26 protein-coding genes are annotated in these 26,833 nt (G+C 73.4%); 10 read left to right on the top strand and 16 right to left on the bottom strand.

The window, feature by feature from the left end:
* Positions 1 to 7 precede the first annotated feature (7 nt).
* Positions 8 to 1,666, top strand: coding sequence for a glycoside hydrolase family 3 protein (locus ACH4PU_RS02315; protein WP_398264682.1), 1,659 nt, complete (start codon positions 8 to 10; stop codon positions 1,664 to 1,666).
* A 296-nt stretch (positions 1,667 to 1,962) separates the two neighbouring features.
* Here ACH4PU_RS02315 and nagB read toward each other — a convergent pair whose 3' ends face one another.
* On the bottom strand, positions 1,963 to 2,745 hold the full coding sequence (gene nagB, locus ACH4PU_RS02310; protein ID WP_398264680.1) for a glucosamine-6-phosphate deaminase: 783 nt from the start codon (positions 2,743 to 2,745) through the stop codon (positions 1,963 to 1,965).
* A gap of 80 nt (positions 2,746 to 2,825) precedes the next feature.
* Positions 2,826 to 3,587, bottom strand: coding sequence for an SDR family oxidoreductase (locus ACH4PU_RS02305; RefSeq protein ID WP_398264678.1), 762 nt, complete (start codon positions 3,585 to 3,587; stop codon positions 2,826 to 2,828).
* 83 nt (positions 3,588 to 3,670) lie between these two features.
* Between ACH4PU_RS02305 and ACH4PU_RS02300 the strand changes: the two genes are divergently transcribed.
* Complete coding sequence (locus ACH4PU_RS02300; protein WP_398264676.1) at positions 3,671 to 4,288, top strand: TetR/AcrR family transcriptional regulator; 618 nt, start codon at positions 3,671 to 3,673, stop codon at positions 4,286 to 4,288.
* 444 nt (positions 4,289 to 4,732) lie between these two features.
* Positions 4,733 to 6,202, top strand: coding sequence for a sensor histidine kinase (locus tag ACH4PU_RS02295; RefSeq protein ID WP_398265337.1), 1,470 nt, complete (start codon positions 4,733 to 4,735; stop codon positions 6,200 to 6,202).
* A gap of 175 nt (positions 6,203 to 6,377) precedes the next feature.
* On the opposite strand, the gene ACH4PU_RS02290 is transcribed toward ACH4PU_RS02295, so the two are convergent.
* Both ACH4PU_RS02290 and ACH4PU_RS02285 read right to left on the bottom strand, forming a co-directional pair.
* Positions 6,378 to 6,635, bottom strand: coding sequence for a WhiB family transcriptional regulator (locus ACH4PU_RS02290; RefSeq protein WP_004937597.1), 258 nt, complete (start codon positions 6,633 to 6,635; stop codon positions 6,378 to 6,380).
* A gap of 321 nt (positions 6,636 to 6,956) precedes the next feature.
* On the bottom strand, positions 6,957 to 7,925 hold the full coding sequence (locus ACH4PU_RS02285; RefSeq protein WP_398264674.1) for a diacylglycerol/lipid kinase family protein: 969 nt from the start codon (positions 7,923 to 7,925) through the stop codon (positions 6,957 to 6,959).
* A gap of 121 nt (positions 7,926 to 8,046) precedes the next feature.
* Between ACH4PU_RS02285 and ACH4PU_RS02280 the strand changes: the two genes are divergently transcribed.
* On the top strand, positions 8,047 to 8,532 hold the full coding sequence (locus ACH4PU_RS02280; RefSeq protein WP_398264672.1) for a hypothetical protein: 486 nt from the start codon (positions 8,047 to 8,049) through the stop codon (positions 8,530 to 8,532).
* Between the two features lie 90 nt (positions 8,533 to 8,622).
* Here the strand turns inward: ACH4PU_RS02280 and ACH4PU_RS02275 are convergent, their stop codons facing one another.
* The 4 genes from ACH4PU_RS02275 to ACH4PU_RS02260 all read right to left on the bottom strand — a co-directional run bounded on the left by ACH4PU_RS02275 (position 8,623) and on the right by ACH4PU_RS02260 (position 11,118).
* Positions 8,623 to 9,546, bottom strand: coding sequence for an RNA polymerase sigma factor SigF (locus tag ACH4PU_RS02275; RefSeq protein WP_152262356.1), 924 nt, complete (start codon positions 9,544 to 9,546; stop codon positions 8,623 to 8,625).
* A 16-nt stretch (positions 9,547 to 9,562) separates the two neighbouring features.
* On the bottom strand, positions 9,563 to 9,979 hold the full coding sequence (locus tag ACH4PU_RS02270; RefSeq protein WP_004937609.1) for a hypothetical protein: 417 nt from the start codon (positions 9,977 to 9,979) through the stop codon (positions 9,563 to 9,565).
* A 198-nt stretch (positions 9,980 to 10,177) separates the two neighbouring features.
* Entirely contained in the window at positions 10,178 to 10,735 is a 558-nt protein-coding gene (locus ACH4PU_RS02265) for a GNAT family N-acetyltransferase (RefSeq protein WP_398264669.1), read from the bottom strand.
* A gap of 119 nt (positions 10,736 to 10,854) precedes the next feature.
* The gene (locus ACH4PU_RS02260; RefSeq protein WP_398264667.1) at positions 10,855 to 11,118 is read right to left on the bottom strand and encodes a UBP-type zinc finger domain-containing protein; all 264 of its coding nucleotides are present in this window, start codon (positions 11,116 to 11,118) and stop codon (positions 10,855 to 10,857) included.
* 48 nt (positions 11,119 to 11,166) lie between these two features.
* Here ACH4PU_RS02260 and ACH4PU_RS02255 point away from each other — a divergent pair, with 48 nt between their 5' ends.
* Positions 11,167 to 12,768 (top strand): Na+/H+ antiporter, encoded by a 1,602-nt coding sequence (locus ACH4PU_RS02255; RefSeq protein WP_398264665.1) that lies wholly within the window; start codon positions 11,167 to 11,169, stop codon positions 12,766 to 12,768.
* Positions 12,769 to 12,857: 89 nt separating this feature from the next.
* Here ACH4PU_RS02255 and ACH4PU_RS02250 read toward each other — a convergent pair whose 3' ends face one another.
* Positions 12,858 to 13,811 (bottom strand): 1-aminocyclopropane-1-carboxylate deaminase/D-cysteine desulfhydrase, encoded by a 954-nt coding sequence (locus ACH4PU_RS02250; protein WP_398264663.1) that lies wholly within the window; start codon positions 13,809 to 13,811, stop codon positions 12,858 to 12,860.
* 96 nt (positions 13,812 to 13,907) lie between these two features.
* Positions 13,908 to 14,486: an N-acetylmuramoyl-L-alanine amidase gene (locus tag ACH4PU_RS02245; protein WP_398265334.1), complete on the bottom strand. Its 579-nt coding sequence runs from the start codon at positions 14,484 to 14,486 to the stop codon at positions 13,908 to 13,910.
* 181 nt (positions 14,487 to 14,667) lie between these two features.
* On the opposite strand from ACH4PU_RS02245, the gene ACH4PU_RS02240 reads away from it, so the two are divergent.
* From ACH4PU_RS02240 to ACH4PU_RS02230, 3 genes are all read left to right on the top strand, one after another.
* Complete coding sequence (locus ACH4PU_RS02240; RefSeq protein WP_398264661.1) at positions 14,668 to 15,579, top strand: glutaminase; 912 nt, start codon at positions 14,668 to 14,670, stop codon at positions 15,577 to 15,579.
* 78 nt (positions 15,580 to 15,657) lie between these two features.
* Positions 15,658 to 15,882 carry a hypothetical protein gene (locus tag ACH4PU_RS02235; protein ID WP_185940248.1) on the top strand — a complete coding sequence of 75 codons (225 nt, stop codon included), beginning with the start codon at positions 15,658 to 15,660 and terminating at the stop codon, positions 15,880 to 15,882.
* A complete protein-coding gene (locus tag ACH4PU_RS02230; RefSeq protein ID WP_398264658.1) occupies positions 15,882 to 16,589 on the top strand; it encodes a helix-turn-helix domain-containing protein in 708 nt (235 codons plus the stop codon). The genes ACH4PU_RS02235 and ACH4PU_RS02230 overlap by 1 nt, the downstream gene beginning before the upstream one ends.
* Positions 16,590 to 16,654: 65 nt before the next feature.
* Here ACH4PU_RS02230 and ACH4PU_RS02225 read toward each other — a convergent pair whose 3' ends face one another.
* The 4 genes from ACH4PU_RS02225 to tatA form a co-directional block, all read right to left on the bottom strand.
* Entirely contained in the window at positions 16,655 to 17,104 is a 450-nt protein-coding gene (locus ACH4PU_RS02225) for a VOC family protein (protein ID WP_398264656.1), read from the bottom strand.
* A gap of 86 nt (positions 17,105 to 17,190) precedes the next feature.
* On the bottom strand, positions 17,191 to 18,129 hold the full coding sequence (locus tag ACH4PU_RS02220; RefSeq protein ID WP_398264654.1) for a beta-ketoacyl-ACP synthase III: 939 nt from the start codon (positions 18,127 to 18,129) through the stop codon (positions 17,191 to 17,193).
* Between the two features lie 222 nt (positions 18,130 to 18,351).
* Entirely contained in the window at positions 18,352 to 19,728 is a 1,377-nt protein-coding gene (locus ACH4PU_RS02215; RefSeq protein ID WP_398264652.1) for an alkaline phosphatase, read from the bottom strand.
* Between the two features lie 95 nt (positions 19,729 to 19,823).
* The gene (gene tatA, locus ACH4PU_RS02210; protein WP_398264650.1) at positions 19,824 to 20,090 is read right to left on the bottom strand and encodes a Sec-independent protein translocase subunit TatA; all 267 of its coding nucleotides are present in this window, start codon (positions 20,088 to 20,090) and stop codon (positions 19,824 to 19,826) included.
* A 193-nt stretch (positions 20,091 to 20,283) separates the two neighbouring features.
* Here tatA and ACH4PU_RS02205 point away from each other — a divergent pair, with 193 nt between their 5' ends.
* Together ACH4PU_RS02205 and ACH4PU_RS02200 are read left to right on the top strand one after the other, a co-directional pair.
* Positions 20,284 to 21,807, top strand: coding sequence for an LCP family protein (locus ACH4PU_RS02205; RefSeq protein ID WP_398264648.1), 1,524 nt, complete (start codon positions 20,284 to 20,286; stop codon positions 21,805 to 21,807).
* 184 nt (positions 21,808 to 21,991) lie between these two features.
* Positions 21,992 to 23,353: a hypothetical protein gene (locus tag ACH4PU_RS02200; RefSeq protein ID WP_398264646.1), complete on the top strand. Its 1,362-nt coding sequence runs from the start codon at positions 21,992 to 21,994 to the stop codon at positions 23,351 to 23,353.
* Positions 23,354 to 23,386: 33 nt separating this feature from the next.
* On the opposite strand, the gene ACH4PU_RS02195 is transcribed toward ACH4PU_RS02200, so the two are convergent.
* Together ACH4PU_RS02195 and ACH4PU_RS02190 are read right to left on the bottom strand one after the other, a co-directional pair.
* Positions 23,387 to 26,353 (bottom strand): HAD-IC family P-type ATPase, encoded by a 2,967-nt coding sequence (locus tag ACH4PU_RS02195; protein WP_398264644.1) that lies wholly within the window; start codon positions 26,351 to 26,353, stop codon positions 23,387 to 23,389.
* Positions 26,337 to 26,750, bottom strand: coding sequence for an ArsR/SmtB family transcription factor (locus ACH4PU_RS02190; RefSeq protein ID WP_398264642.1), 414 nt, complete (start codon positions 26,748 to 26,750; stop codon positions 26,337 to 26,339). The genes ACH4PU_RS02195 and ACH4PU_RS02190 overlap by 17 nt, the downstream gene beginning before the upstream one ends.
* Positions 26,751 to 26,833: the final 83 nt, after the last annotated feature.

The following is a 26,833-nucleotide window of genomic DNA, read 5'->3' as shown; positions in this document are numbered from 1 at the left end:
TGCACTCATGGACACGCTGACCCGAGACGCGCTCACCGTTCTCCAGCCCGGCTTCACCGGGACCACCCCGCCCGACTGGCTGCTGCGCCGGCTCGGCGAAGGACTCGCCGCCGTCGGCCTGTTCGGCCGCAACGTCGCCACGCCGGAACAACTGGCCGCCCTCACCGCCCGGCTGCGCGCCGAACGCGACGACGTGCTCGTCGCCATCGACGAGGAGGGTGGGGACGTCACCCGACTGGAGGTCCGCAGCGGCTCCTCCTTCCCCGGCAACCTCGCGCTCGGCGCGGTCGACGACCCGGAACTGACCCGGGCGGTCGCCCGCGAACTGGGCCGCCGGCTCGCCGAGTGCGGGATCAACCTCAACTGGGCGCCCTCCGCCGACGTCAACTCCGACCCCGACAACCCCGTCATCGGCGTGCGGTCCTTCGGCGCCGGCCCGGAACTCGTCGCCCGGCACACCGCCGCCTACGTCGAGGGCCTCCAGGCGGCGGGCGTGGCCGCCTGCACCAAGCACTTCCCCGGCCACGGCGACACCTCCGTCGATTCCCACGACGACATGCCCCGGGTGGGCGTCGACCTGCCGACGCTCCGGGCGCGGGACCTGCCGCCCTTCCACGCGGCCGTCGCGGCCGGCACCAAGGCGGTGATGAGCGCCCACATCCTGCTGCCCGCCCTCGACCCCCGGCTGCCGGCCACTCTCAGCCCCGACGTCCTGCACGGGCTGCTCCGGGCCCCCGTCGAGCGGGGCGGCCTCGGCTTCGACGGCCTGATCGTCACCGACGGCATCGAGATGCGGGCGATCTCCGCCGCCTGGGGCATCGAACGCGGCGGCGTCCTGGCCCTTGCCGCGGGCTGCGACGCCATCTGCGTCGGCGGCGGACACTCCGACGAGGGCACCGTCCTGCGGCTGCGCGACGCCATCGTCGCCGCCGTCCGCTCGGGAGAACTCCCCGAGGAGCGGCTCTCCGACGCCGCCGCCCGCGTCCGCGCACTCGCCCGCTGGGCCTCGAAGGCGGGGGAGGGCGCGCGGGAGGGGAGCGCGCCCACCCCCGACATCGGGCTCACCGCCGCCCGCCGGGCCCTGCGCGTCACGCGGCCGATCGGCCACGGCGCACCCGGCGGCCGGTCCGACGGTCCGGTCCACGAGGGTCTGCTCCACGAGGGTCTGGTTCACGACGGCCCTGTTCACGACGGCCCTGTTCACGACGGCCCCGTCCATGACGGCCCCGTCCATGACGGCCCCGTCCATGACGGCCCCGTCCATGACGGCCCCGTTCACGACGGTCCGGTCCATGTGGCCGCGTACACCCCGTCGGCCAACTTCGCCGTGGGCGACGAGACCCCCTGGGGAATCGCCGCCGACCTGGCCCGCCTGCTCCCGGGCACGTCGACCGGCAGCTACGGGCCGGGCACCGCGGACCCCGACACCGTGTTGCGGGATGCCGGCGGGCGCCCGGTCGTCGCGGTGGTACGGGACGTCCACCGCCACCCGTGGATGGCCACGGCTCTGGCCGCCCTGGTCGCCACCCGGCCCGACACCGTCGTGGTCGAAATGGGCCTGCCCCAGGCCCTGCCCACCGGTGCCCTGCACATCGCCACCCATGGCGCGGCCCGCGTATGCGGTACAGCCGCCGCCGAGGCCATCGCGGGCCGCGTCGCCGACTGAAGCGGGCCGCGTCGCCGGCTCGGGCCGGTCGCCTACCGGCCCGCCCTGGCCACCGAACCACGTCGGTTCGCCCGGGTGGGGTGACCCGCCCGCCGAAGCCGCACCAACGGGCGAAGGGCAGCCCTCGGGAGCCGTGCACCCGGCCGGTTGGGGTGCCCCCGGGCCGGAGGCCCTGGGCCCCCGGCCCGGCTGGATCCCCCGGTCGGCAGGGATCCCGGCCCGGCTGGATCCCATGACCCCGCAGGATTTGCCGGGCGGCCGGAGCCCGCGCGGCTCCCGACCGCCCGGCGCCGGCCTTACAGCCCCTGCCAGCTCGGCTTCGCCGCGTACGTCGCGCGGAAGTAGTCGGCGAGCCGGAGCTGCGAGGCCGCCGCCTCGTCGACGATCACGGTCGCGTGCGGGTGCAGCTGGAGCGCGGACGCCGGCACCAGAGCGGAGACCGGGCCTTCCACGGACCGGGCCACCGCCTCCGCCTTGCCCGCCCCGGTGGCCAGCAGCACCAGGTGCCGCGCCTCCAGGATGGTGCCGATGCCCTGGGTGATGACGTGATGGGGGACTTCGTCGATGCTGTCGAAGAACCGGGCGTTGTCCTGACGGGTCTGCTCGGTCAGCGTCTTGATCCGGGTGCGGGAGGCGAGGGACGAGCACGGCTCGTTGAACCCGATGTGCCCGTCGGTGCCGATGCCGAGCAACTGGAGGTCCACACCGCCCGCCTCGGACAGCGCGCGGTCATACGCGTCGCACGCTCCTTGCACGTCCTCGGCGGTGCCGTCCGGGCCCATGAACGAGGACTCGGTCAGCCCCAGCGGCTCCACCACCTGGCGCAGCACCGTCGACCGGTACGACTCCGGGTGGTCGGCGGGCAGGCCGACGTACTCGTCCAACTGGCAGATACGGGCGCGCGAGGCGTCCAGGGAACCGGAGCGGACCATGTCCGCCAGGGCGTCGTAGATGGGCAGCGGCGTCGAGCCGGTGGCAACGCCGAGCAGAGCGTCGGGCTTGCGGCTCAGCAGGGCGGCGATGGCCTCCGCGATGAGAGCGCCGCCTGCCTTGGCGTCCGGGACGATGACAACTTCCACGCTGGGCCTGCCGATCTTGGGGTTAGGGTGGTATAGACCAATCTAACAGAGCCCGGCCCGTGGGGACTGTTGCCCGCGCGCTACAGGAGGGAGCCGCCCGTCGCGTCGATCCACTGCCCGGTTACCCACCGCCCCTCGGATGAGGCCAGGAAGCCCACCACATCGGCTATGTCCTGCGGCTCCCCGACCCGCCGGAACGGCGAGAGGCCGGCCATCGCCTCCCAAGCCGCCTTGTTCTCCTCGCCTCGCAGCCAGCCGGCGTTCATGTCCGTGTCGACCACCCCGGGAGCCACGGCGTTCACGGTGATGCCGCGCGGGCCGACCTCCTTGGCCAGCGTCATGGTGAAGACGTCGAGGGCGCCCTTGGTCATCGCGTACGCGATGAGTTCTGTCATCCCCGCCCGGCGGGACAGCCCGGTCGACACGTTCACGATCCGGCCGCCGTCCCGCATCCGTTCCAGTCCGAGCTTGGTGATGAAGAAGGGAGCCTTGGCGTTGAGGGCGAAGACGTCGTCGAACTCCTCCGGTGTCGTCTCCCCGATCGGCTTGCGCGCCCCGTCGGTCCCGGCGTTGTTGACCAGGACATCCACCCCGTCCGCCTGCTCGTCGTATGCCGCCCACAGTGCCTCCGCGTCGCCCGGCACGCCGAGCCGCGCCCGGACGGTGAAGGCGGAACCGCCCGCGGCCGTGATCGCCGCGACCGTCTCTGCGGCCGCCCGTTCGTCCCGTCCGTAGTGCACGGCCACCCGGGCGCCGTCCCGCGCCAGCCGTTCGGAGATCGCCCGGCCGATGCCCCGGCTGCCACCCGTCACCAGTGCCGTCCTGCCCGTGAGCGCGCCCATGGAAGCCGCCCCCCTCTTTCTCTAGGGATCGTTACAGAAAGAAGGTAGCAGAGATTCTTGAGTGAGCGCTATAAAATTCAGGCATGGCGACGAAACAGCGCGGCCGTCCCCGGTCCTTCGACCGGGCCACGGCCCTGGAGCAGGCGATCATGGCCTTCTGGGAGCACGGCTACGAGGCCACTTCCATCGCGGACCTCACGCGCAGCATGGGCATCGGCGCCCCCAGCCTCTATGCCGCGTTCGGCGACAAGAAGGCCCTGTTCAGCGCGGCCGTCGAGGAGTACGGCCATACGTACGGAGCGTTCCTCGGCCGCGCTCTCGACGAGGAGCCGACCGCGCGCCGGGGGGTCGCGCGGATGCTGCGCGAGGCCGCCGCCGAGTACACGGCTCCCGGCCGCCCGCCCGGCTGTCTGGTCATCTCGGCCGCCACCAACGCGACGGAGGCGTCGGCGGACGTGGTGGCGGCCCTGCGTGAGCAGCGGGAGGCGAACGTACGCGCCATGGAGCAGGCCATCGAGGCCGACAAGGCCGCCGGGGAGCTGCCCCGGGACGCCGACCCGCGCGCCCTGGCCCGCTTCACGGCCGTCGTCATCCAGGGCATGTCGCAGCAGGCGCGCGACGGCGCGAGCCGTGAAGAGCTCGAAGCGGTGGCGGAGCTGGCCCTCCGCGCCTGGCCGGGCGGCGGCCCGGCAGGCCGCTGACGACGTGGGGTGCGTCCGGGAGCGGATGCCCGGGAGGAGAGGGGGACGCGACTGCGCCACGGGCCGCGGCGCCTGGCGGGGACCCTCGACCCCGCCGGCACCGCAGCCCGGAGCTGATATCGGCCGGACCGGACACCGCGGGGTGTGCGAGCCCCGCGTCCGGAGCGGCCGACCGGAGGCCGTGGCGCGGTCAGGGCAGAGAGCGCCGGGCCTCGTGCCGCCCTCCTGTGCGGGGAGGGCGGGGCTTTACCTGTTCATTGTGGACTAGACCATTCGCCCCTGTCCATGCCCGCGCGCCGGAACTCCGCGTGTCCCGGCGGCGAATCACCGGTGTCGTGCCGCGCGAGGACGGTCCCACCCGCCCTCCGGCCGCCGCGCGCCCGCGCCCGCCCCGGCCCGCTCCACCGGGCCGCGAAAGGAATTAGGCTCACAGCCGTGCCCTCCATGAACGATCTCGTACGCCAGCACACGGCCCTCGACGGCTCCGATCTCGAATGGCTTCACCTGCTGGTCTCGGAGTGGCAGTTGCTCTCCGACCTCTCCTTCGCCGACCTCGTCCTGTGGATCCCCACGCTCGACGGCACCCGGTATGTCTCGGTCGCCCAGATGCGCCCCAACACCGGCCCCACCTCGTACCAGGACGACATGGTGGGTCACCTCGTCCCGCGTGGCCGCCGGCCCATGCTCGACGCGGCGCTCGACGAGGGGCGCATCGTGCGCGAGGGTGATCCCGAGTGGCGCGAAGAGGTGCCGGTCCGGGTGGAATCCATCCCGGTCCGCCGCGAGGGGCGCGTTCTCGGCGTCATCGCCCGGAACACCAACCTGCTCACCGTGCGGACGCCGAGCCGGCTGGAGCTCACCTATCTGCAGAGCGCGTCCGATCTCGCCCAGATGATCGCCGCCGGAACGTTCCCCTTCCCCGGGCAACAAGTCGACATGGACGCCTCGCCGCGCGCCGGCGACGGCCTGGTCCGGCTGGACGCGGACGGCACCGTGCAGTACGCCAGCCCGAACGCGCTCTCCGCCTACCACCGGCTCGGCCTCGCCGCCGATCTCGTCGGGCATCATCTGGGCGAGACCACCGCTCAGTTGGCGCCCTCGCGCGGTCCGGTGGACGAGGGGCTGGCCAAGCTCGCCAGCGGCTGGGCGCCGCGCGAGTTCGAGGTCGAGGCCAACGGCGGCGTCATCCAGCTGCGGGTCATTCCGCTCAAACCCAAGGGCACGCACATCGGTTCGCTCGTCCTCCTCCGGGACGTCACCGAACTGCGTCGCCGCGAGCGCGAGTTGATCACCAAGGACGCCACCATCCGGGAGATCCACCACCGGGTGAAGAACAACCTCCAGACGGTCGCCGCCCTGCTGCGGCTCCAGGCCCGTCGCATCGGCTCGGCGGAGGGGCGCGAGGCGCTGGAGGAGGCCGTACGCCGGGTCGGCTCGATCGCGATCGTCCATGAGACGCTCTCGCAGAACCTCGACGAACGGGTCGAATTCGACGAGATCGCCGACCGGGTGCTTGCCATGGTCGCCGAGATCTCGCCGGGTCGCGTCCACACCCGCAGGACCGGGCGGTTCGGAGTGCTCGACGCGGAGGTCGCGACTCCGCTCTCCATGGTCCTGACCGAGCTGCTGCAGAACGCCCTGGAGCACGGGTTCGGGCCGGGGGAGCAGGGGACGGTCGAGGTGACGGCGGTGCGCGGGGGCACGCGGGCCGACGCCCGGCTGCTGATCTCGGTCCAGGACGACGGGCGCGGGCTGCCCGAGGGGTTCGATCCGCACCGGGCCGGGAACCTCGGCCTCCAGATCGTCCGCACCCTGGTCGAGGGCGAGCTCGGCGGCAGGTTCGACATGGTGCCCGCCTCCGAGCGGGGCACCCGAGTCGTCCTCGACCTCCCCGTCCGGCCGGAAAAGCCCTGATCAGACGGGTTTCGCTCTTCGGCGGCGCGGCATCGGGGCACGTCGCGCCGGGCATAGCACTGAGCCCCGGACCGTGGCCGGTCCGGGGCTCAAAGCTTCACTGTGCGGTGCTGGTGGGCGCCCCCGATACGTCAGGGGCACTGCGCGCTGCGGCTCGGGGGCCGAGGGGGCATCGTCAGGCGGTCGCGTTGCGAGCCCGGTTGCGGGCGGCGCGGCGCTTCATCGCGCGGCGCTCGTCCTCGCTGAGGCCACCCCAGACGCCGGAGTCCTGGCCGGACTCGAGCGCCCACTGCAGGCACTGCTCCATCACGGGGCAGCGGCGGCAGACGGCCTTGGCTTCCTCGATCTGCAGCAGCGCAGGACCGGTGTTGCCGATGGGGAAGAACAGCTCGGGGTCTTCCTCGCGGCAAACGGCGTTGTGACGCCAGTCCATGGCTGCTCCATCTCCTCGTTATTGCGGCTACGTGGCTTGTGAATGTGAACGCTTTCACGAATCCCCCCGCAACGGAAGGGCCGTTACCCAGTCGAGACTGGCTGCGGTCCAGGAAAGAGAGAGGGGGTTCGGGCAATCCGGGGAAGCCGAGATGAGCGGCTGTCCCGATCGCCATGAAGAGACTCGCAAACCTCGGCGGCCGACACAACCCCTTCTGGAAAGTTTTTTTTGATTCCTCGGTGTCAGCTAGGTCACAGCCGTACTTCCAGGGGGTGGAACCCAGGCTAAACGTTCGAGTGGAAGGACTTTAGGCCCTCACACTCACACAATCACACGCAGTGCACGGCGAACGCCTGTGAACGTCACGCTGGTACGCAATCCGAGGTGGTCACCGTCCATCTGAAACGGGAGCGGGGCCTGGGAATGCAAGGTGAAGGAACTCTGGTCATGGAGTGACACAGCGTGTCTGCCCTCGGGTCCGCGCTCCGGTGTGGACGTCAGCAGCCGGGTGATGTGGCGGCCGGCCGTGAAGGTCGAGAGCCTGGTGAGTCCCAGCACGTCAAGGCCGGTGTCGAAGGATGCGCGGGGCAGCGCGTAGATCGGCCGGTTGCCGAAGTACGTCCACGGCGACGTGTTGCAGATTATCGACATGACGAGATTCGCGAGTGGCTCCTCGCCAGGCCGTTCGAGGGTGATCGTCCCGTGCCGGCGGTTGGACTCGCCGGCGAACTGACGCATGAACTGTCGCACGTACAGGGAATGCGTCGAACGTTTGCCGCGCTCCCGCTGCTGCTCCACTCGGCCGACGACACCCGCGTCGAAGCCGAGGCCGGCGCAGAAGGTGAACCAGCGGCCGGGCGCCCCTTCGTCCTCGCTGCCCGGGGTACCGGCCGCGTGCCCCAGACCGATGATCCGCTCGTCGCCGTCGCGCAGCGCCTCCAGCAAGGCGCCCGCGGCCTCGACGGGATCGTTCGGCAGCCCCAGCGCGCGGGCGAACACGTTGGTCGAGCCGCCGGGCACCACGGCCAGGCGCGGCAGACGCTCCGGGTCGGGGCCGTGGTGCAGCAGACCGTTGACGACCTCGTTGACCGTTCCGTCCCCGCCCAGCGCGACCACCAGCTCGGTGTTCCCGCTCTCCGCGGCGGCCCGCGCCAGGTCCCGCGCGTGCCCCCGGTACTCGGTGGTGGCGACCTCGAGCTTGAGATCGCTGGCGAGCGCGTGCACCAGGACATCGCGCGTACGGGCACTGGTGGTGGTGGCCGAAGGGTTGACCACGAGAAGCGCACGCATGCGCGCCAGCCTACCTACCTGTCGGTACACGACCCACCTCAGGTCTCGCCGCCCCGGCCCGCCGCGTCGCCGGATCGCCCGGGCGCGACCGGTCGGGACGGGGCGGGGCTACCCTGCTGGGGTGAGCAGCAAGCAGTCCGCGTCGAAGTCCGCCCGTAAGAGCGCCGCCCCCGAGCGCGGCGGAAGCAAGGCACCCGACGTCCCGGAGCCGGCCGGTCCGCGGCCCGCCCGGTTGACGGCGGCCGCCGCGCTGGCCGGCCTGGAGGGGCTGGCCCTGCTGGTCGGCGGGCTGTACATCCTGGTCATGGGGCTGCTCGGGAAGCCGGACAGCCCGCGGCAGGCGGTGACGGGCGGGGCGACCATGGTCGTCCTGGCCCTGCTGCCGCTGGCGGCGGCCCGTGGCCTGCTGCTGCGCCGCCGCTGGAGCCGGGGACCCGCACTGATCACCCAGCTCGTGGCATTCCCTGTCGCCTGGTCGCTGATCAACGGGGGCGGCGGCCTGATCGCCGCGGGCGTGGTGCTGGCGCTCGCCGCCATGCTCACCCTGGGGCTGCTGGTGAACCCGACGGCCACCGAGGCGCTGGGGATCGGCCCGCGGGAGTCCTGAGCCGTCGTTCCCGAGCGGGTCGCGGTACCCCGGACGCCGGGCCCGAGCTCCCCGACGTCCGGTCGTGGCGGCCACTTCCCGACGAGGTGACTACTCCTCGACGAGCAGCCGCTCGCGGAGCTGGGCGAGGGTGCGGGCGAGCAGTCGCGAGACGTGCATCTGGGAGATGCCGACCTCCTGAGCGATCTGCGACTGTGTCATGTTGCCGAAGAACCGCAGCAGAAGGATCTTCTTCTCGCGTGGTGGCAGGTCCTCCAGCAGGGGCTTGAGGGACTCGCGGTACTCGACGCCCTCCAGGGCCTCGTCCTCCGCGCCGAGCGTGTCGGCGACGGCGGGCGACTCGTCGTCCGTGTCCGGCACGTCGAGGGAGAGCGTGCTGTACGCGTTGGCCGACTCCAGGCCCTCCAGCACCTCCTCCTCCGAGATGCCGAGGTGTTCGGCCAGCTCATGGACCGTGGGCGCGCGGCCGTGCCGCTGGGAGAGCTCCGCGGTGGCGGTGGTCAGCGACAGCCGCAGCTCCTGGAGCCGGCGCGGCACGCGGACCGCCCATCCCTTGTCCCGGAAGTGGCGCTTGATCTCGCCGACGACCGTGGGGGTGGCGTAGGTGGAGAACTCCACGCCCCGGTCCGGATCGAAGCGGTCCACGGACTTGATCAGGCCGATGGTGGCGACCTGGGTCAGGTCGTCGAGCGGCTCGCCGCGGTTGCGGAACCGCCGTGCCAGGTGCTCGACCAGCGGCAGATGCATCCGCACCAGGTGATTGCGCAGCTCCGCCCGCTCCGGGGAGCCGTCGGGAAGCGACCGCAACCGGGTGAACAGGGCACGCGCTCCGCTGCGGTCCTGCGGCTGCGAGAGCGACCGCCGCTGCTGGTCCTGCTGATCCATGTGGTCCGCCCGCTCCGGTCGGTCACTCGCCTCGTCCGGCTCCAGAGCCGCCGCGTTCCCCGGATGGTGCCGGGCGGACTGATGCGGGATGGCCGGGGTGCGTACTTCCCGCGACGATGCAGTACTCACGGAGCCCCCTCTTCCGTCACGGCTGCCCGGGGCCGGCGCCGCGCTTCTTGTGCAGGCTGATGCTGACCGTGCGGTCGTCCGCGACGGTGGAGTCCACCTCGCCGGCCAGGGCGGAGAGCACCGTCCAGGCGAAGGTGTCGCGCTCGGGCGCGCGGCCGTCCGTCGTGGGTGCCGAGACTGTCACCCGGAGCGCGTCGCCGACGAGGCGGAAGACGCAGCTCAGTACGGAGCCGGGCACGGCCTGTTGCAGGAGGATCGCGCACGCCTCGTCCACGGCGATGCGCAGATCCTCGATTTCGTCGAGGGTGAAGTCCAGTCGGGCCGCGAGACCGGCTGTCGCCGTCCGCAGGACCGACAAGTAGGCACCCGCAGCGGGCAGCCGGACTTCCACGAAGTCCTGGGTCGCCCCGGACTCGCCTGCGATGGGGGACACCCTCACCTCCAAGGTGACACAAGCTTCTTGAGCTTTGACGGGCGTCGGCCGTGCACCCTCCGGGAGAGGATGGCACAAGGCCGCCGCGGCACATTTCCGGCTGCGACGCTATCGCGATCTGGAGGTCCGCGCCGCAGGCCCACGACTGTCACTCATGGTAAACCCATGAGCACGGAAAGTGGCTAGGGGCTTGCGGTCTCAAATCGAAAGAGAGGTCGCCCTGTTGGGATTTTCGTCACTCTGCGCGAGTGCCGCAAGGGCGTGGAGCGGTTCGCCCGATATCCGGTGCACCGTCCATTCGTCCATGGGCTCCGCGCCGAGCGACGCGTAGAAGCGGATCGACGGTTCGTTCCAGTCCAGTACTGACCATTCGAAACGCTGGTAGCCGCGCTCCACGCAGATGCGGGCCAGTTCGGCGAGCAACGCCCGGCCGTGCCCGCCGCCTCGCGCCGCGGGCCGCACGTAGAGGTCCTCCAGATAAACACCGTGCGTGCCCGTCCAGGTGGAGAAGTTGCGGAACCACAGCGCGAAACCCACCGGTTCGCCCGCCGGGGCCGCGCTGCCCTCCGTAATCCCCGTTCCGGGGTCGTCACTCTCCGCTATCAAGGCGAAGACCGCGGGATGCGCTCCGAAAAGCGCCTCACGCAGCTGCTCCTCCGTCGCTCGCGCGGAGCCCAGCGCCCTTTCGTACGCCGCCAGTTCACGAATCATCGCGTGGAGGACGGGAACGTCGGCGGGCGTCGCGGATCGGATCATGCCTGCATGCTAGCGGGCGGCACCGACAGCGCCCCGGGCGCCGACCCGGCTCAGGGGCGGAAAGTCAGGGACGCGTCGGGGTCGGATCAGGGGGACGTTCGAAGGAACGCCGGGGAGGATCAGGTCAGCAGGCGCCGGTCGACGTAGCACCAGTGCCAGGACTCGCCCGGCTCGAAGCTGCGCATCACCGCGTGGCCGGTCTCCTCGTAGTGGGCGGTGGCATGCCGGTGCGGCGACGAGTCGCAGCACCCGACGTGCCCGCACACCAGGCACAACCGGAGCTGGACGGGGTGGCTGCCGGCCGTCGCGCACTCGGGGCAGGTCTCGCTCAGCGGGACGGGCTCGGGGCGCGGCAGCTCGGCGCAGTGCGGGCATTCGATCATGATGGCCAGATTAGAAGGTGAGGACGGCATGGACATGGGCGGGCACCGATGGACGTGATGCCACTGCTGGTACTGGTGGCGGGAAGCGCCGCCGTCGCGGGCGCCGCCCGCAGGACACCCGTGTCCGCGCCCCTCCTGCTGGTCGCGGCGGGGCTCGCCGCGTCGTACCTGCCGGGCGTGCCGGACTACACCCTCGACCCGGACATCGTGCTGCCGCTGGTCCTGCCACCGCTGCTGCACACCGCCGCGCTCGACAGTTCCTACCTCGACCTGCGCGCCAACGCCCGTCCGGTGGCGCTGCTCTCGGTCGGCTATGTGCTCTTCGCCGCGCTCGCCGTCGGCTGTACGGCCTTTCTGGTGGTGCCCGGCCTGCCGTTGACGGCGGCGCTCGTCCTCGGCGCCGTCGTGGCCCCGCCCGACGCGGTCGCCGCGACCGCCATCGCCCGCCGGCTGGGGCTGCCGTCGCGCATCACCACGATCCTCCAGGGCGAGTCCCTGGTGAACGACGCCACCGCCATCACCGCGTACAAGGTGGCGCTGGCCGCCGCGGTCGGCGAGGGCGCCACCTGGGCGGGCGGGATGCGGGAGTTCGCGGTGGCGGCGCTGGGCGGCGTCGGGGTCGGCCTGGTTCTCATGGTGCCGTTGCACTGGCTGCGCAAGCGGCTGCGGGACCCGCTGCTGCAGAACACCCTCTCCCTCCTCATTCCCTTCGTGGCCTACACCGCCGCCGAGCAGGTGGAGGCGTCCGGTGTGCTCGCGGTCGTGGTGGTCGGCCTCTACCTCGGGCACCGCTCCTGGCAGGTGGACTTCGCCACCCGGCTCCAGGAGGCGGCCGTGTGGAAGATGGTCGCCTTCGTCCTGGAGTCCGCCGTCTTCGCCCTGATCGGTCTTCAACTCCGGGTGGTGGTCGGCGGCGTGGGGGAGTACGGGACGGGCGAGGCGGCCTGGTACGCCCTGGCCGTCTTCCTCGCCGTGGTCGTCGCCCGCTTCCTCTGGGTCTATCCGGCCACGTTCCTGCCGCGGTTGCTGTCCGCGCGGATCCGCGAACGGGAACGGGAGACCACCGCCCGCGGCACCTTCGTCGTGGGCTGGGCGGGGATGCGCGGGGTCGTCTCGCTGGCCATCGCCTTCTCGATCCCCGTCACCACCCATGGCGGGGACGCTTTCCCGGCGCGCAACCTGGTGCTGTTCCTCACCTTCACCACGGTGATCGGCACCCTCGTGGTGCAGGGCCTCACCCTGCCCCCGCTGATCCGCGCGCTGCGGCTGCCGGGCCGCGATCCGCGCTCCGCCACCCTCGCCGAGGCGCAGGCCCAGAGCGAGGCGTCCACCGCCGCGGAGCGCCGGCTCGACGAACTCCTCGCCGACGACCGCAACACCCTGCCCCAGCCGCTCGCCGACCGCCTGCGCGCCGTCCTGGAGCGCCGCCGCAACGCGGTGTGGGAGCGGCTCGGTGCCGTGCACGAGACCACCGGGGAGTCGGCGGACGACACCTATCGGCGGCTTACCCGGGAGGTCATCGAGGCCGAGCGCGAGGTCTTCGTGGCCCTGCGGGACGCGCGGCGGATCGACGACGAGATGCTGCGGACGCTGTTGCGGCGGCTGGACCTGGAGGAGGCCGCGGCGTACCGGGAGGAGGCGGCGGAATGAACGGCGTACGGAACGGACGACGACGCGGGTCCACCGGGCGCGCGAGGGCGCCGGGCGGACCGGGCGCCGTCCGCCCCGTCCGCCGGCTCCTAAGCCTGGTCCGGCTGGGGTTGAGGATCGGGGCCGCCCGTGATGATCGCGGCGACCGTCGTGCCCGGTGCGAACGCCCCTTCCTCGGCGAGTGCCGTCAGGCCGTACAACGCCTTGGCCACGTACAGCCGTTCCGGCGGCAGGCCGTGACGGGCGGCGAAGTCGTCGGCGAAGGCGTCCAGCTCGGGGGTGGTGCGGGCGTAACCGCCGCAGTGGAAGCGGTCGTCCAGCGACCAGTCGCCCCGACGGCCGCCGAACGCCGCGGTCTGCAGCCGCTCGACCTCCGCGCCCAGGAAGCCGCCTTTGAGTACCGGGAAGCCGAGGGCGCGCGTCCCCTCGCCGAGTCCGGCGGCCAGCCCGGCGAGCGTCCCGCCCGTGCCGCAGGCGACGGCGGCGACGTCCCCCGGCCCGAGGACGGCGCGCAGTTCGCGGCCGAGCACCGCGCAGCCGTGGACGGCGGCGGCGTTGCTGCCGCCCTCGGGGACGATGTGGCAGCCGTCCGCCCCGAGCGCGGCCAGCACCTCCGGCTCGGTCTTGCGGCGGTAGGTGGACCGGTCGACGAAGCGCAGGCGCATGCCGTCGGCCGCGCAGCGCGCCAGCGACCAGTTCAGCGGCCGGTCCGCGAGCTCGTCGCCGCGGACGACACCGATGGTGGCGAAGCCGAGCAGGCGGCCCGCGGCGGCGGTGGCCCGCAGATGGTTGGAGTAGGCGCCGCCGAACGTGAGCAGCGTGGACCGGCCGGAGGCCGCGGCGGCCCGCAGGTTCGGCTCCAGCTTGCGCCACTTGTTGCCGGGCAGCCGGGGATGTATCAGGTCGTCCCGCTTGAGCAGCAGCCGTACGCCATGGCGGGTGAACCGCTCGTCGGCCAGTTCGACGACGGGGGACGGCAGCCGGGGCCGCAGGGCGGCGAGGTCCAGCGGTACGGAGGAGGCGAGGGGAGACGGGCCGGTCACGCTCCCATTGTCGGCGAGTCCCGGACGGGGGACGTCGCCGAGCTCCGCGGGAGACCCGTCGGTGGGGCCCGCCGGAGGGCGCTGCCCGCCCGGCCGTCAGGTGAGCCGGTCACGGATGCGGGCCCGCATCCCGTCCATGGTGAAGCCGCGGGGGTCGATCTTCCCCGGCCGCCACTCCAGATGCCCGATCACGGACCGCTCGGTCCACCCGTGGTGCCGGCAGAGCGCTGCCGCCGCCTGTTCCACCGCTTCCAGCTGTGCTTCCGGCCAGGGGTCCGTCCCATTGCCCAGGTTCACGCACTCGAAGCCGTAGAAGTAGGTGTTCCCGTCGGCGTCGGAACGCCGCGGAGGCGGTGTGCGCCGCTCCTCGATGACGGCCCGCAGGACGTCCGGGTCGCCGCCGCCGGCGTGGTTGGCGCGCCCGCAGCCGACGAGGTGGATCCGGGCGTCCTTGCCCACGACCCCGTGGCACAGTGGGCCGGGCAGGGAGTCGGTGCCCTGCCAGCAGAGGCGGACGGTGTTCTCCGTGCCGGTGGTGGCCGTGTGGTGGACGATGATTCCGTGGACCGGGCCCCACGGCCCGTGGCCGGCCCGGTTGTGGGTGCGCCAGCCGGGCACCTCGACGACGGTGGAGCCTTCCGCTCTCAGGACGGTGAGCAGTGCTTCGGCGGACATGGGTGCGGCCACGGCCTGGGCTCCTCGACGGTTCCGGCGGCGCACGCCCTGTCGTATACGCCTGAATGGCCCTGTTCTACCGAAAAGTTCGCAGGTTATCGGGGTGTTCGGATATCGTGCGAGCCGATTCGGCCGCAGGCCGGATGTCGCACGTCGGTACGGAGACAGAAAGCGCACGCCAGTGGACTACCAGGCCGTCCTCGAAGAGGTAGCCGCGTTCGCGCGCCCGCTGGTGGGCCGCGGTCAGGCGGCCCAGTACATTCCGGCCCTGGCGGGGATGGACACCGGGCAGTTCGGAATGGCGGTCGCCGACGTCTCGGGGGGCGTCTACGGCGTGGGGGACTGGCAGCGGCCGTTCTCCGTGCAGTCGATCTCCAAGGCCTTCGGACTGGCGCTCGTGCTGGCCGAGGGCGGGGACAAGATCTGGGAGCGGGTCGGAACGGAACCGTCCGGAAATGCCTTCAACTCCCTCGTGCAGCTCGAATACGAGAACGGCATCCCGCGCAACCCGTTCATCAACGCGGGAGCGCTCGTCGTCACCGACCGGCTGCAGACGCTGACGGGCGACGCCAGCACCACGATGCTGGAGTTCCTGCGCGCCGAGAGCGGGAATCCGGAGGTGTCCTTCGATCCCGCCGTGGCGAGGTCGGAGTCCGAGCACGGCGACCGGAACGCGGCCCTCGCCCACTTCATGGCCAGCTACGACAACCTCGACAACCCCGTGCCCACGGTCCTGGAGCACTACTTCTGGCAGTGCTCCATCGAGATGAACTGCCGGGACCTGGCCCTCGCCGGCGGCTTCCTGGCCCGCCACGGGCTGCGGGCCGACGGCACCCGGCTGCTGCCGCGCCGGGAGGCGAAGCAGATCAACGCCGTGATGCTGACCTGCGGCACCTACGACGCCGCCGGCGATTTCGCCTACCGGGTGGGGCTGCCGGGCAAGAGCGGAGTAGGCGGCGGCATCATCGCCGTCATACCCGGGCGCTGCACGCTCTGTGTCTGGAGCCCGGGGCTGGACGCGCGCGGGAACTCGGTGGCGGGCGTCGCCGCGCTGGACCACTTCACCACGCTGACGGGGTGGTCGGTGTTCTGAGGTCGGCTTCCGGTGCCGGTGGCGCTCCCACGGGGCCCGGCGCATCGTGGAGCACGGGAAGAACCAGGAGGAGGCCGTATGGAACACGAGTTGCGCGCCGAATACGCGGACGGCAGCTCGCCGGACGACATCGACCCCGCGGTCAAGACGTGGCACGTGGTCCGTGAAGGCGACGGCCTGATCGGGATGTGCGGCCGTGAGCTCGACCCGGGCGCGGCCATCCGCTCCGTCGACCTCTGGGGCACCGGCAAGGTTCCCATCTGCCACTCCTGCGGGGCGCTCTACCTGCGGGAGTCGCCCTAGTGCCCGACTCGTCGGCCGGCTACCGGGAGCGGCCCTCGCGCCGGCTGCCCGGGGCGGTCGTGTGGACCCGGACGGATGTGTCCGCCGATCCCGTGCGGGTCGTCCCGGACGGCTGCATGGATCTGATCGCGGTCGGCGGGCGGCTGGTCGTGGCGGGCCCGGACACCGGGGCACATCTCGTCGAGGCGGTACCGGGGGCCGTGTACACCGGGGTGCGCTTCCTTCCCGGCACCGGCGCGGCCCTGCTGGGGGTGCGGGCGCACGAGCTCCGCGACCGGCGGGTGCCGCTGGACGACCTGTGGCCCGGCCGCCGGGCGCGGCTCGCCGCCCGGCGGGTGGCGGAGGCGCCCCTGCCCGGGCGCGCCCTGGAGGACGTCGTCGGCGGCGCAGCGGGCCCGGACGCGTACGACCCCGTGGCGGCCGCCGTCCTGGCGTCCGCCCGGCGCGGCGAACCGGTGTCCCTGTTGGCCGCCCGGCTGGGCCTCGGTGAACGGCAGCTGCACCGGCGCTCCCTCCACGCCTTCGGGTACGGGCCGAAGACGCTCGCCCGCGTGCTGCGGGCGAACCGGGCACTGGAGCTGGCCCGGACCGGCGCCCGCTTCGCTGACGTGGCCGCGACGTGCGGTTACGCCGACCAGGCCCACTTGGCGCGCGAGGTGCGGCGGCTGACCGGGACGACGCTTGGCGAGCTGGTGCGCGGGCGGTGACCTCGCGTCGTCCGTCGGCGTCCGGGAGCGGTGATCCGCGTCCCATGACGGTCGGCCGGTGGCGGCTAGCCCGCCGAAGCCGAAGGGGTCTCCAGGGCGGCGAACAGGTCCACCGCGTTGCCGTCCGGGTCCAGCACGATCGCGTACCGCTGCCCCCAGACCGCGTCCCACGGTGCCTGGTGCCCGGTGTAGCCGGCCTTCGTCAGCTCGGCCCAGACGGCGTCCACCCCGGCGGGGCCGTCGCACGCGAAACCCAGGGTGACGCGGCCGGGGCCGGTGGACAGACGGGTGTCGGGGTCGAAGGAGCGGTAGGTCGCGTCGGTGTCCCACAGCAGCCGCAGGCCGTTCGGCAGCACGTGCTCGACGTGCGGCTGGCCGTCCGCCTCCGCCGGGATGTCCAGGCCGAGGCGGCGGTAGAAGGCGAGGGAGGAGGCCATGTCGGCGACGACGAGGCCGGTGCAGTCGAAACGAGGTGCCGAAGGAGGAGTCACAGGAGGGGTCGTGCGAGGTGTCATGCGAGCACCGTAGGCAGGGGCCGCGGGGCCGGTCTTGAACGGATCGGACACCCCCGGAGGACCGCGCTCCCGCGCCGTTCACCCGGTCACGGGCAGCGGATGACCTGGCCCGCGTACGAGAGGTTGCCGCCGAAGCCGAAGAGGAGCACCGGCGCGCCGGACGGGATGGCGCCGCGTTCGACGAGCTTGGAGAGGGCGAGCGGGATGCTCGCGGCCGAGGTGTTGCCGGACTCGGTGACGTCGGTGGCGACCACGGCGTTGACGGCGCCGATGCGGCGGGCGACGGGTTCGATGATCCGCAGGTTGGCCTGGTGGAGGACGACCGCCGCCAGCTCCTCCGGGGTGACCCCGGCCCGTTCGCAGACGGACCGGGCGATCGGTGGCAGCTGCGTGGTGGCCCACCGGTAGACGGACTGGCCCTCCTGGGCGAACCGGGAGGGGGTGCCCTCGATGCGCACGGCGTGCCCCATGTCCGGGACGGAGCCCCAGACCACCGGGCCGATACCGGGCTCCTCCGAGGCGGAGACGACCGCGGCGCCGGCGCCGTCGCCGACGAGGACGCACGTCGAGCGGTCGGTCCAGTCCACCACGTCCGTGAACTTCTCCACCCCGACGACCAGGGCGTTCGTCGCCGCGCCGGCGCGGATGGCGTGGTCGGCGGAGGCCAGGGCGTGGGTGAAGCCCGAGCAGACGACGTTGACGTCCATGACGGCCGGGGAGGTGAGCCCCAGCCGGGCCGCCACACGCGCGGCCGTGTTCGGGCTGCGGTCGACGGCGGTGCAGGTGGCGACGAGGACGAGGTCGATGGCGGCCGGGTCGAGGCCGCTCGTGGCGAGGGCCTTGGCCGCGGCCTCGCCGGCCATCGCGGCCACGGTCTCGTCCGGTCCGGCGATCCGCCGTGTGTGGATGCCCACGCGGGAGCGGATCCACTCGTCGCTCGTGTCCACCATCGCCGCCAGCTCGTCGTTGGTGAGCACCTTGGCGGGCTGATAGTGACCGAGGGCGATGACGCGCGACCCGGACATCGGGGGTTCCTCCTGCGGGCGAATGATCCGAACCCCCAGTGTTGACCGCGCCCGCCCCCGGAGCGATGAGCATTCCACCAACGTTCCGGCGGGATAACTGGCACAACCCACAGGAGAGCCCGTGGGGCCCGGCCTCCGGGTTCCTCCGGTCGGCCGGGCCCCACGGGTCCGGTGGTCAGCCGATGCCCGGCCCGGCGGCCGGCCCGGTGATCAGCGCGGCGGTCAGCGCAGGGAGAGCGCCGTCCGGATGGTGGTGAAGAGCTCGGTCTGGTCGGTCACGCCGAGGACGCGCTCCGCCAGCGGGCCCTGGGCCGCGATGCGGACCTCGGTGCCGGTGTGCTCCTGGGACTTGCCCGGGGTGTTGGTCGAGTAGTTGACCTTGAGCTGCTGCCCCTCGTCGGTGACGAGCGTCGAGGACAGGCCGGGCGGGGTGGCCTCCAGCGGCACGATCTGGCTGGTGTGCCCGTGGTCGGCGGTGGTGACGACCAGGGTGTCGGGGTGCTGGGCCGCGTACGCGCGGGCGACCTTCACCGCGCGGTCCAGCGCGGCCGTCTCGCCGATCTGGCCGCACGGGTCGGCCTGGTGGTCGCGCTTGTCGATCGAAGCGCCCTCGACCTGGAGGAAGAAGCCCTTCTTGCCGCGCTGCTTCTGCTCCAGCAGCTGGAGCGCCTTCTTGGTCTGCTCCTCCAGGGTGGGCGTGCCGGCGGTGCGCTCCGGGTTGTTCGTCACGCAGCGCTGCGGCGCGGTGCCGCCCTGGGCGGCGGCCTTGCCGGTCCACTCGACCGGGACGTTGCCGGGGGCGAACAGGCCGAGCACCGGCTTGCCGGACCGCGCCTTGCCGAGGCCCTTGGTGTCGGTGACGACCTGGTAGCCGAGCTTCCGGGCCTGCTCGGTGACGGTCAGCCCCTTGTAGCGGCCTTCGGTGATCTTCTGGTCGAAGCGCTGCTTGCCGCCGCCGAGGAGGACGTCGACCTTGTGGTCGACGCTCTGCTCGGCGATCGAGCCGGGGCCGCCCTTGGCGATCCGGTCGCTCGGGCAGGCCTTCATGTCGTCCGGGCCCTGGCAGCTGCGGTCGGTGGCGTGCGAGGCGAGGACGGCCGGGGTGGCGTCGGTGAGCTCCGCGGTGGTGACGCTGCCGGTGGCGAGCCCGTTGCGCTGGGCGAGCTCCAGGATCGTGGTCATCGGCTTGTCGGTGCCCGGCGTCTTGGATATCCGGCCGTTGACGGTCTTGTGGCCGGTCGCCCAGCCGGTGCCGCTCGCCGCCGAGTCGGTGACGTAGTCCGGCTTGCCGTTCTTGTCCACCGAGTAGGTGGTGTAGGCGCCGGTCATCGGGAACTTGTCCATGTTCAGCCGGCCTCCCGCGCCCACGGTGTAGTCCCGGGCGAGGGTGATCTCGGAGTCGCCCATGCCGTCACCGATGAGCAGAATGACGTTCTTGGCCTTCTTCGGGCCGTGGGCCTGGGCGGCGACGGCCGACTCGGCCGTCCGGTCCGTGCGGCCGGCGTCGGAGGCGGAGGCCGCGGCCGGCACCGCGACACCGGCGACGAGCAGTGCGGCGGCGCCCCAGGCGAGACGACGCCCGTACGGACGAGAACCCATGGTGTTTTCCTTCCTCGTGGGCCGGCGGTGTGCCCGGCCGGAGGAAGCTCACCAAGTGAGGGTGTACGGCAGCGCAATACGAGGTGAAGCCGGGGTCAGCGGGAGCTTTCGACCGTGGTGGGGATGATGGGGTTCGCGCTGCCGCCCGGCGCGGGTGCGGTGGTTCCCGTGGCCTCACCGGAGGCGGTCCCGGTGGCTCCGGGCGACGGGTCCTCCTTCATGGCCCGGGCCTCGCTCTTGAGGATGCGCGCGGACTTGCCGAGCGCACGCGCCATGTCGGGCAGCTTCTTCGAGCCGAAGAGCACGACGAGGACGAGCACCACGACGATGAGGTGCCAGGGTTCGAGGGCGTTGCGCAGCACGGCGGCCACCTGCTTTCTCTGCGTTCTCCGTCTCCGCGGTCTCCGGTCCTCCGCGGCTCACCCACTTTACTTGCGGTCTTGCGCAAACGGGCAACCAGGGGTGACTTCCGTCCGTCTTTGGGGATGAGTCTTGGGGGGACCTTGGGGAAACGCCTTTGGGAGCGAGGGCGCGGAGGGGCTGGGGGGCTCGGAGATGGGTGGAGGGGGCGGCGGCCGGGAGCGGCGGCGCGGCCGGACGTTCGGCGGCGCGTCGCTGGCGCTGCTGATACTGCTGCTGGCCGCGGCCGGCTGGACGTACCTGCGGCTCGACGGCAACCTCGGCGTCTTCGACGCGGACGGCATCGCCCGGGACCGTCCCGGCTCCGCCGCCGGCGACAACGTCCTGGTCATAGGCTCCGACTCGCGCGCCGGCGGCAACCGGGACCTGGGCGGCGGCACCGGCCGCGTCGGCCGCTCGGACACGGCCTTCCTGCTGCACGTGTACGGGGACGGGGAGCGGGCCACCGTCGTCTCCATCCCCCGGGACACGCTCGTCGAGATCCCGCCCTGCCGGCTCCCCGACGGCAGCTGGACGGCCACGCGCGACAGAGCGATGTTCAACTCGGCCTTCTCGGTCGGCGGCACCGCCGAGGGCAACCCCGCCTGCACCCAGAACACCGTCGAACGGCTCACCGGACTGCGCGTGGACCACACCGTCGTCGTCGACTTCGCCGGCTTCGCCGCGCTGACCGACGCCGTGGGCGGTGTCGAGGTCTGCATGCCGCAGGACGTCTACGAGGGCGACCTCGACCCGAACCGCGGCAGCCGCGGCGGCCTCCTCTTCACGAAGGGGCGGCAGACCGTGTCGGGGCGGAGGGCGCTGGACTACGTACGGGTGCGGCACGGGCTCGGCGACGGTTCCGACATCGGGCGCATCCGCCGCCAGCAGGCGTTCGTCGCCGCCCTGATCAAGAAGGTGCGGTCCCGGGGGCTCGATCCCACGGCGCTGCTCCCGCTGGCGGACGCCGCCACCAAATCCCTCACCGTGGACCCGGGGCTGGGGTCCGTCGAGAAGCTGGTGTCCTTCGCGCGGTCGCTCAAGGGCATCGACCAGGGCGACATCACGTTCGTGACGATGCCGTGGCGGTACGAGGGCGACCGGGTGGCGGTCGTCCAGCCGGAGGCGGACACGCTGTGGGCGGCGCTGCGGGACGACCGGGCGGTGGCGGGCGGAGGGTCCGGCGGCTCCACGGCGGACCCCAAGGGGCCGGGGGATGCCAAGGGACCGAAGGGATCAGGGGACGCCAAGGGGTCGAAGGGCGGGGGAGGCGCGACGGGCGGCGAAGGCGCGGGCGTCCGGGTCTCCCTCGCCGACGCGACGCACACGGACGGGCAGGCCGCCCGCGCCGCCGCGCTCCTCCGGCGGCACGGCTACACGGTGACGGGCCCGCGTACGGCCGAGGCCGGCGACGCGGGCACCACGGTGATCGAGTTCGGCCCGGGGCAGGCGGGCCGCGCCCGTACGCTGGCCCGGCTCTTCCCCGGGGCGTTCGTGCGGGGCACCGCCGATTCCGGCATTTCCGTCACCCTGGGGCGGGACTACGGCACGGCGGCGGAGGGCACGGCGGCGGAGGGCGCGGCGGCGCCGCTCGCGGCGGACGCGCCCCGAGTGTCCACGGACGTCTCCGCCGGGAGACCGGCGGCCGACCACCCCTGCCCTGACCTGTCCTACGGGTGACATCGGGGTGACATCAGCGTGCCGGAGGAGATTGCCCGGGGAACCGAGTGCCCGAATGGCCCGTTGTTTCAGTGAACGCGGAGTAAGTTCGGGATTCCGGTGAAGTGCCGCCGCAGCGGCTGTCACCCGACCCGCCACCAACGCATACGTCCGTTCCGTACGCCCCCTCCGAGGAGCACCGTCTATGTCCGCCACTCCCAGGGCCCTTCCCCGGCCCCTGCCGGCCCTCTTCGCGGGGCTCTTCGCGGCTCTGCTGCTGGTGGCCGGCGGCGCGGCCCTCGCCCCGCCCGCCCACGCCGCCACCGGCCTGAACGAGGCGGCCGAAGGGCTCAAGAAGAGCCCCGTCTACGTCGACCCCCGGGCGTCCTCCCAGCTCTCGTCGGCCGACGCGGACGCCCTCGCCAAGAAGATCAAGGACGCGGGCAAGCCGGTGTTCGTCGCCGTGCTGCCGAACACGCCGGAGTTCCCGCCGGCGACCGTCCTGGGGGACCTGCGGGGGAAGGTCGGCGTCACCGGCGTCTACGCCATCCGGCTCGGCGACGGGTTCATCGCCGGTGCCGACCGCCGCGTGATGTCCGGCAACGCCGTCGCCAACCTGCGCGACTCGGTCCGCCGCAACGACAACGCCAACGCGAGCACCGAGCTCAACGCGTTCGTCGACGGCGCGATCAGGACCGCCCGGGGGCACGCCCCCGACTCGTGGGGCGGCTCGGGCTCCGGGAGCGGCTCCACCGGGCTGATCGTCGTCGGCGCGGTCGTCGTCGCCGGCGCGGGCGGCGCCTACGCGTTCCACCGGCGCGCGAAGAGGAAGCGCGAGGAGCGCGAGCGCGCCGAGCTGGACGCCCTGCGCGTCGTCGTCGACGAGGACATCACCGCGTTCGGCGAGGAGCTCGACCGCCTCGACTTCTCACCGTCCGAGCCCGGCGCCACGGACGCCATGCGGCAGGACTACGAGCAGGCCCTCGACGCGTACGAGGAGGCCAAGCGCCGGATCGCGGCGGCGACCAGGCCCCAGGAGGTCACGGCCGTGACCGAGGCCCTGGACAACGGCCGGTTCGCCCTCGCCACCCTCGCCGCCCGCCGCACCGGCGCGCCGCTGCCCGAGCGCCGGCTGCCCTGCTTCTTCGACCCGCGCCACGGCCCGTCCGTCGAGGACGTCCCGTGGGCGCCCCCGGGCGGCGCGCCGCGTACCGTCCCCGCCTGCCGGGCCGACGCGACGCGCATCGCCGACGGCGAGGACCCCGCGTCCCGTACGGTCCAGACCGCCCAGGGCCCGCAGCCGTACTGGAACGCGGGACCCGCCTACGCCCCGTGGGCCGGCGGCTACTTCGGCGGCGGCATCCTGCCCGGCCTCCTCGTGGGCACCATGCTCGGCAGCATGCTCGGCGGCCCGGCCTACGCGTCGGACTTCGGCGGCGTTCCCACGGACACCGGCCCCGAAGGGGGCGACTTCTCCGGCAATGACTTCAACCCCGGGGACTTCGGCGGTGGCTGGGGCGACGGTGGCGGTGGGGACGGGGGTGGTTTCGGGGGCGGGGACTGGTGAGCGCGCCTTCCGGGCCCCCGTCCCCCGCCCCGCTCATCCGCCGACCTTCCGCGCATACCGGTTCCTGGCGACGGTGAGTGCCGCGCCGTAGACGGTCAGGACGGTGGCGAGGAGGACGTACGACAGCGGCGGCAGGCCGGTCATGGCCAGGAGCGGGCCCAGCGGGGACAGCGGCAGGAGGAGGCCCACGACCGCCAGGGCGGTGGTGGCGAGGCGGACGGGGCCGGGGGGACGGCCCTCGGCCAGGTGCCGGCCGGAGCGCAGGACGAGCATCACCATCGCCTGGGTCAGCAGGTTCTCGGTGAACCACCCGGCGTGGAACGCCTCCTGGCCGCCGTCGTCCCCCAGCGACCGTACGGCGAAGGCCAGGACGCCGAAGGTGGCGAGGTCGGCGGCGGCGTTGAGCAGGCCGAAGACCGTGACGAACCGCAGCAGGTCGCGCGGGCGCAGCCGGGTCGGCCGGCGCAGCGCGGCGGGGGCGGGACGGTCGAAGGCCAGGGCGAGCTGGGCCGCGTCGAAGAAGAGGTTCTGCACCAGCACCTGGGCGGGGAGCATCGGCAGGAACGGCAGGAGCAGCCCGGCCGCCAGCATGGCGATGACGTTCCCGAAGTTGGACGAGAGCGTGATCCGCAGGTAGGCGGCGATGTTGCCGGTGCTGCGCCGGCCCGCCATCACCGCCCGGTCGAGGGCCGTGAGGTCCTTGGAGGCGAGGACGACGTCCGCCGCCTCGCGCGCGACGTCGACGCCCGCGCGGGGGCAGACACCGACGTCGGCGGCGTGCAGGGCGGCCAGGTCGTTGACCCCGTCGCCCAGGAAACCGGTGGTGCGGCCGTTCGCGCGCAGGGCGCGGACGATGCGGGCCTTGTGGTCGGGGGAGCAGCGCGCGAAGACCGTCGTCCGGTCGGCGAGCGCGGCCAGTTCGGTGTCGGTGAGGCCGTCGACGCGGTCGGCGGTCACCACCTCGCCCGGGTCCAGACCGAGGTCGCGGCAGACGCGGGCGGCCGTGCCCGGGTGGTCGCCGGTGAGGACCCGGACGGCGATGCCCCGGTCCGCGAGGACGGCCAGCGCCTCGGCGGCGGTGGGCGCGAGGGCGTCGTGCAGCGCGAGGAAGCCGGTGAACTCCAGGCCGTGCTCGTCGGCCGGGCCGTAGGGGCGGTGGCGGGACGGGCGCTCGGCGCGGGCCACGGCGAGCACGCGCAGCCCGTCCGCCGCCAGGTCCGCCGCCCGCCGCGCCAGGCGGTCGCGCTCCGCCGGTTCGAGGGCGCAGCGCTCCAGGACGTCCTCCGGGGCCCCCTTGACGACGAGGACGTGGACCCCCGCGAGGCCGAACCGGGAGTCGTCGGCGCGCCGGACGACGGCGGTGGACAGGGGGCGCCCGGGAGCGCAGGGGAGCGCGGCGATCCCCTCGTACTCCTCCTCGGCGGCCGGCAGGACGTCGTCCCCCGCAGCGTCGAGGACGGCCTCGTCCAAGGCGTCGGGCAGCGGGAGTTCGGCGAGGTGCAGGGTCCACAGGGCGTTGACCGCCGCCCAGCGCAGCACCTCCTCGCCGTCGCGCCCGTGTCCGTCCTCGGCGTGGTGGAGGACGGGCCGGTCCTGGGTGAGGGTGCCCGTCTTGTCCACGCACAGCACGTCGACGGCGCCCAGGTCGTGGAGGGCGGCCAGGCGCCGCACGATCACCTCGCCGCCGCGCGCGAGACCGGCGGCGCCGCGCGCCAGCGCCGCCGTCACGACGACGGGCAGCATCTCGGGCGTCAGCCCGACCGCCACCGCCACGGCGAACGGCAGCGTCTCCATCCCGCGCCCGCGCAGCAGCGCGCTCGCGACCAGCACCAGGGGCGCGGTCAGCAGCATGAACCGGATCAGCGTCCAGGCGATGCCGTTGACGGACCGGTCGAACGGCGTGACCCGGCGCCCGCCCCACCCAGCCGCCGCGCCCGGGAGCGCCCCGGAGAGCCGGGTCGCCGCCCCGGTCGCGACGACGACGCCGGTGGCGGTGCCGGAGAGGACGCTGCTGCCCTGGAAGCAGAGGTGGGCGGGGTCGGGGGCGTCCTGTTCGCCGCCTGGGCAGCTTGCCCTGGGGCCGTCCGCGTACTCCGGCCCGGACGCCGTGCGGTGGAGGCCGTGACGACGGAGCGCCGCTCCGTCGTCGTTCGCCGGGGCGCTCGCCTCGTCGGCCGGTACGAGGGTGAGGCGGCGCGCCGGCGACGGCGTCGTCCGGAGGCCGTCGGCCGCGCCGTCCGGGGCGCCGGCGGGGTCCGGGGCGGCGTACGCGAGGGGGGTGCGCTCCGCCGGCGTCCGGCCGGGGAGGCGGGAGCGGCCGGCGGGACCGCCCGTGCGGTCGCAGCCGTCCGTTCCGTCGACGGAGCCGTCGGCGGCTCCCGCCGCGGCGGGGGCGTACGCGGCGGCGGACACCGGCCGGAGCGCGCCCGCCGCCAGGTCCCGGGCCCGCTTCTCCGCCGGCGTCGACTCGCCGGTCAGGACGGCCTCGTGGACCGTCAGGCCGGTCGTGCGGAGCAGGCGCAGGTCGGCCGGGACGAGGTCGCCGGGGGAGAGGAGGACGACGTCGCCGGGGACGAGTTCGCCGACGGGCAGCTCCCGGTGGGCCGGGGGCGCGTCGGGCGCGGGGCGGCGGCGGACGGTGGCGGTGGTGGGGACGAGGTCGCGCAGCGCCGCCGCGGCGCGTTCCGCGCGGTGCTCGCCGGCGGTCCTGAGGGCGCAGCTGACGGTGACGAGGACGCTGATCACACAGGCGGTGCCCCAGGAGGCGACCGCGGCGGAGACCAGGCCCAGGCAGAGGAGGACGGCGGTGAACGGGTCGCGGAGGCCGTGCACGAACCGCCGGGCGGGCCCGGGCGGCCGGCGGCCGGGCAGCACGTTCTCGCCGGCGTCGGCCAGCCGGCGGGCGGCCTCGTCCTCGGTCAGTCCACGCGGGCCGCTGCCCAGCTCCCGCAGCGCGTGAAGGGTGGAGCCGGCCTGGCCGACCTCAGGCGCCCAGGCCACGGAGGCGTCCGGAACCGGCGCCGGACCGGGACCGGGGTGCGGGTTCGGCCCGGCGGTCGGAGAGGTGGTCGACCATGAGGCGGACGATGGTCACCACGTGCGGGTCGTCCACCAGGTAGACGACCCGGCGACCTTCGCGGCGGGACCGCACCAGCCCGGCGAGCTTGAGTTTCGCGAGGTGCTGGCTGATCGCGGGCAGCGCGCCGCCGACCCGTTCGGCCAGCCCTGTCACGTCGCTCTCGCCCTGGGCGAGGGCCCAGACGAGGTGCAGCCGGGCGGGGGAGGCGAGCAGCCCGAACGCGGCGGCGGCCTCGCTCAGCACGTCCGCCGACGGGTCGGCGGCGCTCCGTTCGACGGCCCCCTCGGGGCTCTCGAATCTGCCGACGCCTGCCGTCACTGTCGCTCTCCCGTCCCTGCCGGGCGTCGTCACGCCCGAGGGGGACAGTCTAGGCAGAGGGGCGGCCGGCTCCCCAGTACCCT

The organism is Streptomyces sp. NPDC021100, assembly GCF_044333095.1.
In the GTDB taxonomy this organism is placed as follows: Bacteria; Actinomycetota; Actinomycetes; order Streptomycetales; family Streptomycetaceae; genus Streptomyces.
Note: the sequence above shows the minus strand (reverse complement) of the source record. Positions and strands in the feature narration are given on the sequence as shown.